At 72.5% G+C, this 13,532-nt stretch carries 12 protein-coding genes; 3 read left to right on the forward strand and 9 right to left on the reverse strand.

Features of this window, described 5'->3' with window-relative positions; all coding sequences use genetic code 11:
- Positions 1–23: 23 nt before the first annotated feature.
- On the reverse strand, positions 24–3,995 hold the full coding sequence (hrpA, locus tag AB0K51_RS19325) for an ATP-dependent RNA helicase HrpA (protein WP_363456637.1): 3,972 nt from the start codon (positions 3,993–3,995) through the stop codon (positions 24–26).
- A 208-nt stretch (positions 3,996–4,203) separates the two neighbouring features.
- On the opposite strand from hrpA, the gene AB0K51_RS19330 reads away from it, so the two are divergent.
- Positions 4,204–4,548 (forward strand): hypothetical protein, encoded by a 345-nt coding sequence (locus AB0K51_RS19330; protein ID WP_363456640.1) that lies wholly within the window; start codon positions 4,204–4,206, stop codon positions 4,546–4,548.
- Between the two features lie 53 nt (positions 4,549–4,601).
- Positions 4,602–5,690 (forward strand): hypothetical protein, encoded by a 1,089-nt coding sequence (locus tag AB0K51_RS19335; RefSeq protein ID WP_363456643.1) that lies wholly within the window; start codon positions 4,602–4,604, stop codon positions 5,688–5,690.
- Positions 5,691–5,754: 64 nt separating this feature from the next.
- On the opposite strand, the gene AB0K51_RS19340 is transcribed toward AB0K51_RS19335, so the two are convergent.
- The 7 genes from AB0K51_RS19340 to AB0K51_RS19370 form a co-directional block, all read right to left on the reverse strand.
- Positions 5,755–6,396, reverse strand: coding sequence for a hypothetical protein (locus AB0K51_RS19340; protein WP_363456646.1), 642 nt, complete (start codon positions 6,394–6,396; stop codon positions 5,755–5,757).
- Positions 6,397–6,532: 136 nt separating this feature from the next.
- The gene (locus AB0K51_RS19345; protein ID WP_363456649.1) at positions 6,533–7,303 is read right to left on the reverse strand and encodes an alpha/beta hydrolase; all 771 of its coding nucleotides are present in this window, start codon (positions 7,301–7,303) and stop codon (positions 6,533–6,535) included.
- 97 nt (positions 7,304–7,400) lie between these two features.
- Positions 7,401–8,042 (reverse strand): TetR/AcrR family transcriptional regulator, encoded by a 642-nt coding sequence (locus AB0K51_RS19350; RefSeq protein ID WP_363456652.1) that lies wholly within the window; start codon positions 8,040–8,042, stop codon positions 7,401–7,403.
- Between the two features lie 97 nt (positions 8,043–8,139).
- The gene (locus tag AB0K51_RS19355) at positions 8,140–8,847 is read right to left on the reverse strand and encodes an oxygenase MpaB family protein (RefSeq protein ID WP_363456654.1); all 708 of its coding nucleotides are present in this window, start codon (positions 8,845–8,847) and stop codon (positions 8,140–8,142) included.
- Positions 8,844–10,088, reverse strand: coding sequence for an MAB_1171c family putative transporter (locus tag AB0K51_RS19360; protein ID WP_363456656.1), 1,245 nt, complete (start codon positions 10,086–10,088; stop codon positions 8,844–8,846). Before AB0K51_RS19360 ends, AB0K51_RS19355 begins: the two co-directional genes overlap by 4 nt.
- A complete protein-coding gene (locus tag AB0K51_RS19365) occupies positions 10,081–10,656 on the reverse strand; it encodes a hypothetical protein (protein ID WP_363456658.1) in 576 nt (191 codons plus the stop codon). The genes AB0K51_RS19360 and AB0K51_RS19365 overlap by 8 nt, the downstream gene beginning before the upstream one ends.
- Positions 10,653–11,090, reverse strand: coding sequence for a helix-turn-helix domain-containing protein (locus AB0K51_RS19370; RefSeq protein ID WP_363456661.1), 438 nt, complete (start codon positions 11,088–11,090; stop codon positions 10,653–10,655). The genes AB0K51_RS19365 and AB0K51_RS19370 overlap by 4 nt, the downstream gene beginning before the upstream one ends.
- Before the next feature lie 450 nt (positions 11,091–11,540).
- Between AB0K51_RS19370 and AB0K51_RS19375 the strand changes: the two genes are divergently transcribed.
- Positions 11,541–12,569, forward strand: coding sequence for a glycosyltransferase (locus AB0K51_RS19375; protein ID WP_363456663.1), 1,029 nt, complete (start codon positions 11,541–11,543; stop codon positions 12,567–12,569).
- A 43-nt stretch (positions 12,570–12,612) separates the two neighbouring features.
- Here the strand turns inward: AB0K51_RS19375 and AB0K51_RS19380 are convergent, their stop codons facing one another.
- Positions 12,613–13,497 carry a TIGR03620 family F420-dependent LLM class oxidoreductase gene (locus AB0K51_RS19380; RefSeq protein ID WP_363456666.1) on the reverse strand — a complete coding sequence of 295 codons (885 nt, stop codon included), beginning with the start codon at positions 13,495–13,497 and terminating at the stop codon, positions 12,613–12,615.
- Positions 13,498–13,532 lie beyond the last annotated feature (35 nt).

Here is a 13,532-nt window from a genome sequence, read left to right on the forward strand (position 1 = left end):
GTCGAACCGGCTCCGGAGGGCCCTCAGAGGGTGGCCGCGGCGGCCTCCATCGCCTTCAGGATCCGCTTCTCCGAGACCGGGCTCGGGGTGCCGAGCCCCTGCGCGAAGAAACTCACCCGCAGTTCCTCGATCATCCAGCGGATCGCCCGGACCTCCGGCGAGGGCTCCCGGCCGGCCGGCACCTTCGCCAGCAGCTCGCCGTAGGCCTGCTGGACGGCCTGGACCTTCTGCAGGTTCTGCAGGTCGCGCTGCGGGTGGTCGGGCAGCGCCTCCAGGCGGCGGTCCACCGCGATCAGATAGCGCTTCAGGTCGCCGAGCCGCGGCCAGCCGGTGTCGGTGACGAACCCGGCGTGCACCAGCGAGGCCAGGTGCAGCCGGACGTCGTTGACGGCGGAGAGCAGCACCGGGCTGGAGACCGACTTCAGGCGGGTCGACGCCTTGTGGAAGGCGATCAGCGCGGTCGCGGTCTTCAGGGTGGTGTCCGCGGAGAGCTCGTACAGGTCGGCGCGGACCTTGTCGTACAGCGCGGCGAACGCCTCGGCGTCCCACACCGGGCCGCCGTTCAGCTCCATCAGGCGGTCGGTGGCGGACGCCACGATGTCCTCGAACAGGGCCGGGATCGAGCCGTGCGGGTTGTACGAGAGCGCCAGCTTCGCCTGGTTGCCCAGTCGGCCCTGGATGGACTTGGCGGGCGAGTTGACCTGGAGCATCAGCAGCCGGCGGGTGCCGGCCCACATGGCGTGCTGCTGGGCCTCCGGGGTGTCGAACAGCTTGATGGCGACCGAGCCGCCCTCGTCCACCAGCGCCGGGTAGGCGCGCAGCGAGTGGCCGCGGGAGCGCTGCTCGAAGGTGCGCTGCAGGACCGGGAGATCGGCCGGCCAGGAGGTCAGCCCGGTGCGCTCGATGCCGCGGCCCGAGGCGGCGTCGGAGAGCGTCGCGGACAGCTTCGGCTGGAGCTTGCGGCGCAGCTCCTCCAGATCCTTGGACTCGGCGAGCTTCCGCTTGCCGTCCACCACCCGGAAGGTCACCTTCAGGTGCTCGGGGACCCGCTCGTCGTCCCAGGCCTCCGGCGGGATCGGCAGGCCGGACATCCGGTGCAGCACCCGCTCCAGGGTGGGCAGCAGCGGCTCCTGGCGGTCCGTCAGCTCGCGCATCGCGGCCCGGGCGTAGTCCGGGGCGGGCACGAAGTTGCGGCGGACCGCCTTGGGCAGCGACCGGATGTAGGCGGTGATCAGCTCCTCGCGCAGGCCCGGGATCTGCCAGTCGAAGCCGTCCGGGACCACCTGGTTGAGCACCGGCAGCGGGATGTGGACGGTCACGCCGTCCGCGTCGCTGCCCGGCTCGAACTGGTAGGTGAGCTTGAAGCGGAGCTTGCCCTGCTGCCAGTAGTCCGGGTAGTCGGCCTCGGTGACGCCGTCCGCCGACTCGTTGATCAGCATCGACTTCTCGAAGTTGAGCAGGTCCGGCTGGTCGCGGCGGGCCTGCTTCCACCAGGAGTCGAAGTGCCGGGTGGAGACGATCGTCTCCGGCAGCCGGGCGTCGTAGAAGTCGAACAGGGTCTGGTCGTCCACCAGGATGTCGCGGCGGCGGGCCCGGTTCTCCAGCTCCTCGACCTCGTCGAGGAGCTTGCGGTTCTCCGCGAAGAACCGGTGGTGGGTCTCCCAGTCGCCCTCCACCAGGGCGTTGCGGATGAACAGTTCGCGGCAGAGCTCGGCGTCGATCCGGCCGTAGTTGACCTTGCGCTGGGCGACGATCGGCAGCCCGTACAGGGTGACCTTCTCGTAGGCCAGCACCGCGCCGGCCTTCTTCTCCCAGTGCGGCTCGCTGTAGTTGCGCTTGATCAGGTGCGGGGCGAGCGGCTCCACCCACTCCGGCTCGATCTTGGCGTTGATCCGGGCCCACAGCCGGGAGGTCTCCACCAGCTCGGCGGACATCACCCAGCGCGGCGGCTTCTTGAACAGGCCCGAGCCCGGGAAGACCGCGAACCGGGCGCCGCGGGCGCCCGCGTACTCGCGCTTCTCCACGTCGAACAGGCCGAGGTGGGAGAGCAGGCCGGAGAGCAGCGCCTGGTGGATCCGGTCCGCGTCCGGCTCGGCGTCGTCGTGCGGCTCGTCGATGGTGACGCCGAGCTGCTTGGCGATGGTGCGCAGCTGGACGTAGACGTCCTGCCACTCCCGTATCCGCAGGTAGTTGAGGAACTCGGACTTGCACATCCGGCGGAACGCGGAGGAGGAGAGTTCCTTCTGCTGCTCCCTGACGTAGCGCCACATCGCCAGGTAGGAGGAGAAGTCGGAGGTCTCCGAGTGGAAGCGGCGGTGCCGCTCGTCGGCGGCCTGGCGCTTCTCGGCGGGGCGCTCGCGCGGGTCCTGGATGGAGAGCGCGGCGGCGATCACCATCACGTCGCGGACGCAGCCGAGGCGGTCGGCCTCGAGCACCATGCGGGCCATCCGCGGGTCGACCGGTAGCTGGGCGAGCTTGCGGCCCAGCGGGGTGAGCCGCTTGCGGTGGTCCTTCTCCTCCGGGTCGAGCGCGCCGAGCTCGTGCAGCAGGCTGACGCCGTCCTTGATGTTGCGGGAGTCCGGCGGGTCGAGGAACGGGAACGCGGCGATGTCGCCGAGGCCGGCCGCGGTCATCTGCAGGATCACCGAGGCCAGGTTGGTGCGCAGGATCTCCGCGTCGGTGAACTCGGGGCGGGAGAGGAAGTCCTCCTCCGAGTAGAGGCGGATGCAGATGCCGTCCGAGGTGCGGCCGCAGCGGCCCTTGCGCTGGTTGGCGCTGGCCTGGCTGATCGCCTCGATCGGCAGCCGCTGCACCTTGGTGCGGTGGCTGTAGCGCGAGATCCGGGCGGTGCCCGGGTCGATCACGTACTTGATGCCGGGGACGGTCAGCGAGGTCTCGGCGACGTTGGTGGCCAGCACCACGCGGCGCTGGGTGGAGCGCTGGAAGACCTTGTGCTGCTCGGCCGAGCTGAGCCGGGCGTAGAGCGGCAGGATCTCGGTGAACTTCAGTTTCAGTTTGGTGAGCGCGTCGGCGGTGTCGCGGATCTCGCGCTCGCCGGAGAGGAAGACCAGGACGTCGCCGGGGCCCTCGGACTGCAGCTCCTCGACCGCGTCGCAGATCGCCTGGACCTGGTCGCGGTCCCGGTCCGCCTCCTCGGCCTCCTCCTCGCCGTCGGTCTCGTCGAACAGCGGGCGGTAGCGGACCTCGACCGGGTAGGTGCGGCCGGAGACCTCGATGATCGGGGCTCCGTCGAAGTGCTCGGCGAAGCGCTCCGGGTCGATGGTGGCGGAGGTGATGACCACCTTGAGGTCGGGGCGGCGGGGCAGCAGCTGCTTGAGGTAGCCGAGCAGGAAGTCGATGTTCAGGCTGCGCTCGTGCGCCTCGTCGATGATCAGGGTGTCGTACTGGCGCAGGTCCCGGTCGGTCTGGATCTCGGCCAGCAGGATGCCGTCGGTCATCAGCTTGACCAGGGTGTCCTGGCCGGCCTGGTCGGTGAAGCGGACCTTCCAGCCGACCGCCGCGCCGAGCGGGGTGTCGAGCTCCTCGGCGACCCGCTCGGCGACCGTGCGGGCGGCGATCCGGCGCGGCTGGGTGTGGCCGATCAGGCCGCGCACGCCGCGGCCCAGCTCCAGGCAGATCTTCGGGATCTGGGTGGTCTTGCCGGAGCCGGTCTCACCGGCGACGATCACCACCTGGTGGTCCCGGATGGCCGCCAGGATGTCGTCCTTCTTCTGACTGACCGGCAGTTCCTGCGGGTAGCGGATCACCGGGACCGCGGCGCGGCGCTCGGCCACCCGCAGCTCGGCCCGGTCGAAGTCGGGGGCCAGCTCGGCGACGATCTTCTGCCGGGCGTCGTCGGAGCGGACCTTGCGGGTGCCGTCGAGTCGGCGGCCGAGGCGCTGCGCGTCGCGCAGCATCAGTCCGGGCAGCCGGGCGGCCAGCTCCGCGAGGGTGGGGGCGGGCTGCGGGGCTACGGGAGAACTCACTGCGGGCATCCCTCTAGGTTGCAAAAAGGAAGGGCCGGGGCGCACCTCGGTTTTCGAGCGGTTCCAGTGTCACAGGCGGGGCGGGCGGACCGCGAATAGCCCGCCCGGCGCGCGCCCGGGCCGCCCGGCCGGTCGAAGGGGCACCCGCCCGTTTCGCCCCGAGCCGATACTGACTAGCCTTGGGGGAACTGGCATACGGGGAAACAGGGGGAATGTCATGGACCTGTGGGGCGACGTCAAGCACCTCGCCGGGGACGTGGTGAAGGTCGGCGAGGACATCGTGATGGCCCCGGCCGAGATCGCACACTGGGCGCTCAGCAAGATGTTCGGCGACGCCGACGCCGAGCTGAACAAGATCGCTACCGAGCTGGCGCAGCTGGGCAAGCAGGTGGACGAGCTCGGCCAGGAGGTCAACTCGGTGCTCTCCTCGCTGCACTGGCACGGGGCCGCCGCGGACGCGTTCACCCAGCACGCGCAGAACCGGGTGCGTGAGCTGAACGGCGTGGCGGACGAGCTGGGACAGCTCGGCGACGCGGTGAAGCGGCTCGCCAGCATTCTGTGACGCGTCCGGGCGACGCGACGGGGACGGATCGACATGACGGGGGGAGTGTGCTGATGGCTGATCAGTTCGGCTACCGCATTGAAGAGTTGACCAAGATCGAGCGGGACTTCCAGACGCTGAACCAGCGCATGGAGCAGATGACCAAGCAGGTCGGCAGCATCAAGGCCACCATCGCCAAGGCCGCCGCCGAGGACGTCTTCTCCGCGCCGTTCGCGGGGATCTTCGGCTTCAGCTCGGTGGTCGGCGACGTGGTGAAGAGCGTCAAGGAGATCGAGGCCCGGGCCGACCACCTGGAGAAGACCAAGGAGACGCTCACCAAGGGCCTGGCCCAGGACGTCGACAAGATCCGCAAGGTCATCTCGCACTACCAGGCGATCGAGAAGAAGATCGCCGAGGAGATGAACAAGCCGAAGGGCGGCGACCACGAGAAGCCGAAGTCGCCCGGCACCGGCACCCGGATCGACGGCGGCGCGGGCGGCAAGGGCGGCGAGCAGGGCTCGGGCGGCGGTGGCAGCCACCACCCCTCGCAGCCGGAGTCCCCGGGCGACAGCTCCGGCAGCACCGGGACCCCGGCCGGCGGTCCCGGCGGCAGGCACGACGGGCCGAAGCTCAAGGACAAGTCCACCGGCGACTGGAAGACCAAGATCTTCAACGGCAGCGGCTGGGACTCCTGGTGCGGCAACCGCAAGCGCCACAAGCAGAACGGCGAGGGCCTCGGCGTGGTCGCCAAGCCCAAGATGGACGGTCTGTCCCCCGAGCGCACGGCGATCGTGGAGCGGGCCCTGGAGCGCGCCGAGCACAAGCTCGGCTACAGCCAGGGCGCCATCACCAACGGCTACCGGGTGGACTGCTCCGGCCTGGTCTCCGCGGCCTGGGGACTGCCCGGCCCGGGTCGTGACACCCACGGCCTGATGGCGAGCGACGTCTCCGAGCAGATCAGCAAGAACGACCTCAAGCCCGGCGACGCGATGATCATGGGCGAGCACACCGTGCTGTTCGGCGGCTGGGCCGACGCCGCGCACACCAAGTACATCGGCATCGAGGACAGCGGCGACGCGGGCTGTGTCTCCCGCGAGATCCCCTACCCGTACTTCCACGGCGACCAGCGGTACCACCCGTTCCGCCGCAAGGGCGTCGAGTAGCAGCGGGAGCCGGACGGGCCCCGGGCGGAGGGATCCGGCCGGGGCCCGCGCGGTCGACGGACCGTCAGTCGGTGGCGATGAAGGTCTCGCGCAGCGAGGTGACGGCGCCGCTGGAGTCCAGGGTGTACTCGAACAGCGACTGGACGCACAGGGTGCCGGCCGGCGGGTTGTCCCCGTGGTCCTTGCAGGTCTGCTGCTTGGCGGCGAAGTCGGCGAAGGTGCCGGTGCGGGCGGTGAACTTGGGGCCGCCGCTCTTGCCCTCGCCGGTGAAGTAGGTGGCCTTGGCGCCGGCCGCGGCGTGCAGGGTCACCGCGGCGGCGCCCTTCTCGTCGTCCAGGGCCAGGCCGTAGGCGCCGCAGGTGGCGGTCTGCTTCATGCCGGTCAGGGTGCCGGACTTGTCGGCGCTCTGGACGGCGATCACCTTGTGCGCCTTGTAGTACGCCTGGCAGCCGCCCACGTCCTGGGAAGCCCGCTCGAAGGCGGTTTCGTCGGCCGCGCTGACCGGGCCGCCGCCCGCCGGGGCTGCGGAGGACTTGGCGGGCGCGGCGCTGCTCGCGGCCGGCGAGGCGGACGCGGGGGCGCTGGAGGCGGCCGGCGGGGCGGCCTGGGTGGAGGCGGCGGGCGCCGGGCCGGACGGGTCGCAGGCGGCGGCGCCGAGGGTGGCCGCCAGCAGGACGGCCGCGGTCAGGAACGGGCGGGTGCGCATGATCGGTGGTTCCCCCTGGTGCTGACGGATCGTGGGCCGCGCGAGGCGGCGGACGGTTGGAGAACATACCAATCCCGACCGCCAACGAGGGCCCCGGAGTCACCGTCTGGCGGACCGTCAGGAACTCCGCAGCGGGTCAGGCGGTGAATTCCCGGACCAGCTTCACGAAGGTCTCCGGCTGCTCGTAGACCACCACGTGGCCGCTCTCCACCTCGGCGAAGCGCGCCCCGGCGATGCCGTCGGCGAGCTCGCGGGTCAGCGCGAACGGGACGGTGCCGTCCTTGGTGCAGCCGATCACCAGGGTCTCGGCGGTGATCCGCGGCAGCAGCTCGCGCAGGTCGGCGCGCCGGTTGAGCGCGATGTGCCGCAGGGCCCCGTCGGAGGGCAGGTTGCCGGCGACGATGCCGGCCACCGCGTCCGCGCCGATGGTGTTCAGGAAGGCCGGGCTGAAGGCGGTCAGGGTGCCGAACCGGCCGAAGGCCAGCGGGTCGCCCTGCAGCCCGGCCCAGGTGGCCATGTGGGTGCTCAGGTAGACGTCGTCGGGACGGGCCCAGCCGGCGGTCAGCACCAGGCGGCGCACCAGGTCGGGCCGCAGCGCGGCGACGGTGGCGGAGACCACCGCGCCGAGCGAGAAGCCGACCAGGTCGACCGGGCCGCCCTCGGCCTCGATCACCGCGATGACCTGCCCGGCGAGCAGCTCGACGGTCAGCTCGCCGCCGTCGTCCACGGTCTCGCCGGAGCCGGCGAAGTCCGGCAGCACGACGGTGCGATCGGCCGAGAAGTGCTCGACCAGGTGGCCGAAGGTGCCCTCCGCGCCGAAGCCGGTGCCGTGCACCAGGACCAGGCCCGGCCCGGAGCCCTCGGTGCGGTAGGAGACGGTCGCGGTGCCGGCGGGGACGGTGGCCATGGGAGGTGCTCCTTCTGGTGCGGACGGACGGGTCGGACAATCGACCCGGGAACGAAGGTACACCGGTTAGTGCAATCTTTCTACTGCACCGTGCAGTTTACTTTTCGGTCCGGTAGATCCGCAGGAAGGCGTCGACGCCGGAGGCGGTCAGCTCGTCGGCGCGGCGCTCGTCGAGCGGGAGGGCGCCGTAGAAGGTGAGTTGGGCGACGGCCATGAAGGTGAGCTGGCTGAAGTGGCCGGCGGCCTGCCCGGGGTCGGCGATCTCCAGCAGCCCGCGGTCGGCGAACTCGGCCATCCAGCGGGTGAGTTCGCGGTACGACTCGCGCGGGCCGGCTTCCTGCCAGGCGTCCAGGACGGCCGGGTTGATGTGGGTGGCCTCGGCCTCGATGGTGCGCACCAGGGCCCAGTGCTCGGCGAAGCCGGTCAGGCCCGCCACCCGGTCGCTGGCGAAGTCGGTCAGGTCGGCGCGCAGGTCGACGATCTTGCGGAAGTGCCGGTCGGCGAGGGCCGCGTGGTCGGCGGCGACCTCGGTGGCGCCCTCCAGGATCACGGTCTGGAAGAGCTGCTCCTTGTCCGCGAAGTGGTTGTAGACGGTGCGCTTGGAGACGCCCGCCTCGGCGGCGATGGCGTCCACGCTGCACCGGGTGAAGCCCTCGCGGCCGAAGACGGTGCGGGCGGCGCGGGTGATGGCGAGGCGCTTCTCGGGCATGCCGCGGCGGGCGGGCGGGGGCTGGGTCATCGGGGCCTCCGGGGGTGACGGGCACTTGCACTACATCGTGTAGTTTACCCGTTTGCGGTGGCCGCGCCGCGAGACCCGCGGCCGAGGACGCGTCAGGTCAGCGGATCAGCCGGAAGGCCGCCGCGGCCGCGGTGCGGATCGGCCAGGCGGGGCGGGGGACGTCGAGGACGCGGCGCAGCGGGGCGTCGAGGAGGGCGGCGGCGAAGGCCGGCGCGTGGCGGGCGAGGGGGCCGGGGAGGCGGGTGGCGAGCAGGCCGGAGGTGGCCTGCCAGAGCAGCCGGGCCGCCGGGCTCGGGGCGAACCTGGCGTCCTCGAACTCCCGCATCCAGCAGCGGGTCTGAGCCAGCGTCGGACCGGGTAGCGGGGTCAGCTCCAGGGCCCGGGCGAGCTCGGCCTGGAAGGCGAAGGCGGCGGTCCGCTCGGCCGGACGGACCCCGCCGTGCCGGGCGGTGAACTCGACCGGGTACACGGTGAAGCAGGCCAGCACGTAGCGCATCAGGTCGCCGCCGGCGCCCGGTAGGCGGCGGTGCAGCGCCGCGAGTTCGGCGACCAGCCGCCTGCCCTCGGGGCTGGCCACGCCGTGGCCGATCAGCGAGAACATCACCGCGCCGGTGGCCTTCGCCCGGGCCTTCGGCTCGGCGGTCAGCTTCCCGGTGCCGACCAGCACCTCGGCGATCTCCGGGACGGCGAAGGTCCGCACGAAGCCCAGGGTCAGGCCGACCCGGGCCCGCTGCGGGGCCCGGTGCAGCACCAACTCGGCGAAGGCGTCCCGGTGCCGGGCGCGGTCGTGGGGCTGTCCGCTCACCCGGCCACGGCCTCCGCACCGGACAGCGCCTCGGCCACCAGCGGCGAGTCGAGGTACCCGGCCACCAGCACCAGGTGGGCGCGCTCCTGGGCCGGCTCGGCGTCCAGCCCCGGCAGCACCTGCTGCTCCTCGCGCGGCCGAGGCACCGCACCGGCGGACAGCGCCGCCACCGCCGCGCGCAGCGCCGCCGCGACCACGAGCGCGTCCCGCTCCCGCGGGTCGAGCCCGGACCGGTCGGCGACCGCCTCGGCGGCCCGGACGGCGGCCGGGTCGATCCACGGACGGAGCGTCAACTGGCCGTCCCGGATCTCCAGTCCGCGCCGGGTGGTGCGCCACTCGAGGTCGCGCAGCGCGGCGCGCTCCAGCCAGGCGGGGGACGGCGGGCCCTCCAGGGCGAGCCGGCGGTCGGCCCGGTAGACCAGGTCCCACAGCGGCCGCAGCGCCCGGAAGTCGCTGCGCCGGCGGGTCCAGGCGGCGCCCGCCGGACCGGCGAAGCCGCAGGTGATGCCGATCGCGCCGAGCGCGGCGAAGGCCGGGCCGAGCGCGGTGCTCAGCCACTCGGCGCCGCCGACGCCGAAGTACGCCAGCGCGATCGCGGCGATCTTGCACGCCACGTACCCGCAGGCGGTGAGCGCGCCGACCGCGATCAGCCGGATGCCGCGGCGCAGCCAGCCGTCGGGGAGCCGGGCGGCGTGGCCGAGGCAGACCCGGCCGATGTCGATCAGCGCGTAGGCGAACAGGCCCTGGTAGAGCGCCAGGAAGACCGCGGTGGCGGCCCGCGGGGCGAAGGTGGTGTCGAAGGTGAGCGGGGTCTCCGGGGTGTACGGGCCGCCGGCCAGGAACAGCGCGGCCAGCACCGGGACCAGGACGGCGAACACCGCGGTGCGGCGGCGCACCCGGCGGCGCAGCCCGTCGGAGAGCGGCGCCCAGATCTCGGTGCCGGCCCGCTCCTCGGGCGGGGTCCACACCAGCGCCAGCACCACGGTGGCGGCGGAGAACCCGACGATGCCCAGGTACACCAGCAGGGTGGCCAGGTTGCCGACGCCGCTGAGGTGGCCGATCGCCCGGTACAGCAAAGGGGAGGCCAAGACGAAGGCGGTGGACGGCGAGGCGATCGCCAGCGCCACCACCAGCAGCCCGAACGACGGGTCGCGCCGCCAGGCTCGGAGCTTCAGTCCGGCCACCACCCAGGCCGCGCAGCCGATGCCCAGGTAGACGAAGTTGAAAGGCAGTTCAGACATGCTGACCCTTGCGGTGCTCCAGCGCCGGGGCGAGCTGCGAGGTGGTGCCGGCGCCCGGGGCGAGCACCAGGACGCGCATCAGCTCGGCGCCCAGCACCTCGGCCTCCTCCTCGGCGGCGTCGTCGTAGTGCGAGCGGCCGAGCACCAGCCGGAGCATGTCCGGGTCGATGGTGGGCAGTTCGACCCGGGCCGGGTCCTCGTCCGGGCCGGCCGGCTCGGCCAGGTGCCCGCACAGCAGGTGGGCCAGCTCGTGGCAGATGATGTGCGCCCGGTGCAGTCCGGAGGTCTCCTGCTCGACGTGGATCACGTCCTCGTCCGGCAGCCGCTCCACGAACCCGGACGGCTCGCCCACCCGCATCCGGCGCGGAGCCACCCGGATGGTCCGGTCCAGATGGCCGGAGACCGCCGTGCACAGCTCCTCCACCGTGCTCAGCGGCGGCAGTTGAAGCCCGCGTGCGACCGCGCGCATCCGCCGGCGGGTCCGCCCCAGCCCGCTCCCCAACCCCTGCACGTCCACCCCCTCGGCCTGCCGCCAGTGTCCCAGCGGCAGTTCCTGGTGCTCCGTCACGTCGCCGGGCCGGTGTCGTCCGGCTGCCCCGAGGGCAGGCCGACCGCCCGGCGCAACTGCTCCACAATAGTGAGTGCGGCGTCCTGCATCTCCGGCGGCAGCCCGGCTGCGCGCATCGCGATCCGCTCCACCCGGGAGTCGCGCAGCGCCTCGATCTTGCGCAGGTCCTGCTCCACGGCGCGGGCGGTCTCCGAGTCGGAGAAGTAGTCCAGCGGGACGCCGAAGAACTTGGCGATCCGGACGGCGTTCTCCAGGCTGGGCTTCTGGGTGCCCTTGCGCAGGTTCCCGATGTAGGTCCCGCTCAGGCCGGTGCCCTCGGCGATCTCCGAGTCGCGCCAGGGGCGGCCGAGGTCCTTGGGATAGATCACCGCTATCAGGCGCCGGAAGCGGCTGGCGAAGTCCGGAACCTCGCTGCGGGGGGAGTCCGTGGGCATGTGCCGGATCATAGAACGTCCTTACCCCCGGGCGTATCCCTCGAAGGTCCCGATCTGCACGATCGTTGGGGAAATCGTGCCGAAATCGTGGGCGCGCGACGGGTCGGCGCCCTCGACGGGCGGCCGTGAATCCACGATAGTTGACACACCGTCGACACTCTCGGCAGGATCGGCGATCGGATGCTCGGGCGCCGTTGCCCCACGGGGGTGGGCAGCGGCGCCTGTTCCCCCGGTGTGCGCCCGCGCGCCCAGAACCGTTCGGCGGCCCTGCGCGTTTCACTGTGTGTCAGGCTGTTCCGGAGCGCCCTCTGGTGGCCACTGCTCCGCCAACTCCGCGACACCCGCCGTTTCCCCACCGGCCGTCCGCACCCGCAACCCTGGTCCCGACCACACCCGGCGTCCGCCCACCCGTTCGGACCGACGCCCCCGCTCGAAAGGCCCGCGCAGCCGATGGCCCCCCGTCTCTCCGTCGTCGTCCCGGTGTACAACGTCGAGCGCTACCTCGCCGACTGCCTGGACTCGATCGCCGCCCAGAGCTTCACGGACTTCGAGTGCGTCCTGGTCGACGACGGCTCCACCGACACCAGTGCGGCCATCGCCGAGCGGTACGCCGAGCGGGACAAGCGCTTCCGACTGGTCCAGCAGGAGAACCAGGGCCTCGGCGCGGCCCGCAACACCGGCGTCCGCCACCTCGCCGAGGGTACCGAGTACCTCGCCTTCGTCGACAGCGACGACACCCTGCCCGCCGACGCCTACCAGCTGATGATCACCACGCTGGACCGGACCGGCTCCGACTTCGCCGCGGGCAACGCCCTGCGCCTGCGCTCCACCGGCTTCGAGCCCTCGCACGTGCACCGCCGCCCGTTCGCCGAGACCCGGCTGCGCACCCACATCAGCGAACTGCCCGCCCTGGTCACCGACCGCACCGCGTGGAACAAGGTCTACCGCCGCTCCTTCTACGCCGCGGCCGGCCTCGACTACCCCGAGGGCATGCTCTACGAGGACGCCCCGGTCAGCGTCCCGCACCACTTCCTCGCCGAGCGGGTCGACGTGCTCGCCGAGCCGATCTACCACTGGCGCATCCGCGAGGACGGCGACCAGTCGATCACCCAGCGCCGCACCGACCCGCGCGGCCTCGCCGACCGGGTCCGCTCCATCGAACTCGTCCGCGGCTGGCTCCTCGACCGCCCCGAGCCGGTCTTCCGCGAGCACCTGCGCGCCTACGACCACAACACCCTGGTCGAAGAGCTCCCGATGTTCTTCTGGACCGTCCCCGACGGCGACCGGGTCTACCGGCACGCCTACCAGCGGCACGTCACCCGCCTGCTCAGCGCGATCGGCCCCGACCGGGTCGCCGCCCTCCCGCGCTTCCTGCGCCTCAAGTACCGCCTCACCGTGGCCAACCGGCTGCGCACCCTGTCCCTGGTCCAGCGGGCGCACCGGGCGGTGCGCAACGCGCGCAAGAAGCTGCGGGGCTGATCTCCCCCGCCCGGTCGGCCTGGGCCCGCACTGAGCGGGCCGGTCAGTCGAGCAGGCCGGCCAGCTCGCGCCACTGCCGCCGCGGCAGTACGTCGGGCGGGGTGCCGATCACGGACAGGGACACGTGGTCGGCCCCCGCCGCCAGCTGTTCCCGGACCCGCCCGGCGATGGCGTCCCGGTCGCCCCAGGCGACCATGGCCCGCACCAGCCGGTCGGCGCCCGGCCCGGCCAGGTCGACCGAGTAGCCGAGCTCGCGCAGCATGTCGGCCCGGTTCGGCAGCGACTCCGCCACGTAGGTGCGGGCCTGCCGGCGGGTCCGGGCGTTGTCCGGGCCGAGCAGCACGGCCTGGATGACGCCGAGGAAGGGCTTCGGCCCCATCAGGGCGCGGGTGCGTGCGGTGTGCTCGACCGGAACGCCGAACGGCAGCGCGCCGTCGGCACGCTCGGCGGCCAGCGCGAGCATCTTCGCGCCGACCGCGCCGATCACCCGGGGGCCGCGCTCGGGCGCGCCGGGCGGGCCGAACCGGGAGCCGTCCATCGTGTCCAGGTAGGCGCGCATGGTGGGCACCCGGGGCCCGAAGGCGAGGCCCCGGACCTGCTCGACGAACCACGGGTGGCTGATGCCGAGGCCGAGCACGAAGCGGTCGCCGAAGGCCTCCAGCAGGGTGCGCTGGGCCTGGGCCATGGTCACCGGGTCGCGGCCGTAGACGTTGGCCACGCCGGTCGCCAGGGTCAGCCGGTCGGTGGCCCCCAGCAGCAGGGCGGCCTGGGTCATCGCCTCACGGCCGGACAGTTCGCCCAGCCACAGCGCGGAGTAGCCGAGGTCCTCGATCTCGCGGGTCGCCTCGACGGCCTGCGCGATCGGCAGCGCATCGAACTGGTTCGTCCACAGGCCGAGGTTCCCGGTGCCCAGTGTGGGGTTGATCATGCGTCACGTCGCTTTCCGGAGCGGGAAGTCGGAGC

Source organism: Kitasatospora sp. NPDC049285 (assembly GCF_040678815.1).
GTDB lineage: Bacteria > Actinomycetota > Actinomycetes > Streptomycetales > Streptomycetaceae > Kitasatospora.

Coding starts and splice junctions, on each gene's coding strand:
- AB0K51_RS19330 (WP_363456640.1), top strand. CDS start 4,204: ATGGACCTGTGGGGCGACGTCAAGCACCTCGCCGGGGACGTGGTGAAG.
- AB0K51_RS19360 (WP_363456656.1), bottom strand. CDS start 10,088: ATGTCTGAACTGCCTTTCAACTTCGTCTACCTGGGCATCGGCTGCGCG.
- AB0K51_RS19340 (WP_363456646.1), bottom strand. CDS start 6,396: ATGCGCACCCGCCCGTTCCTGACCGCGGCCGTCCTGCTGGCGGCCACC.
- hrpA (WP_363456637.1), bottom strand. CDS start 3,995: ATGCCCGCAGTGAGTTCTCCCGTAGCCCCGCAGCCCGCCCCCACCCTC.
- AB0K51_RS19345 (WP_363456649.1), bottom strand. CDS start 7,303: ATGGCCACCGTCCCCGCCGGCACCGCGACCGTCTCCTACCGCACCGAG.
- AB0K51_RS19375 (WP_363456663.1), top strand. CDS start 11,541: ATGGCCCCCCGTCTCTCCGTCGTCGTCCCGGTGTACAACGTCGAGCGC.
- AB0K51_RS19335 (WP_363456643.1), top strand. CDS start 4,602: ATGGCTGATCAGTTCGGCTACCGCATTGAAGAGTTGACCAAGATCGAG.
- AB0K51_RS19350 (WP_363456652.1), bottom strand. CDS start 8,042: ATGACCCAGCCCCCGCCCGCCCGCCGCGGCATGCCCGAGAAGCGCCTC.
- AB0K51_RS19380 (WP_363456666.1), bottom strand. CDS start 13,497: ATGATCAACCCCACACTGGGCACCGGGAACCTCGGCCTGTGGACGAAC.
- AB0K51_RS19370 (WP_363456661.1), bottom strand. CDS start 11,090: ATGCCCACGGACTCCCCCCGCAGCGAGGTTCCGGACTTCGCCAGCCGC.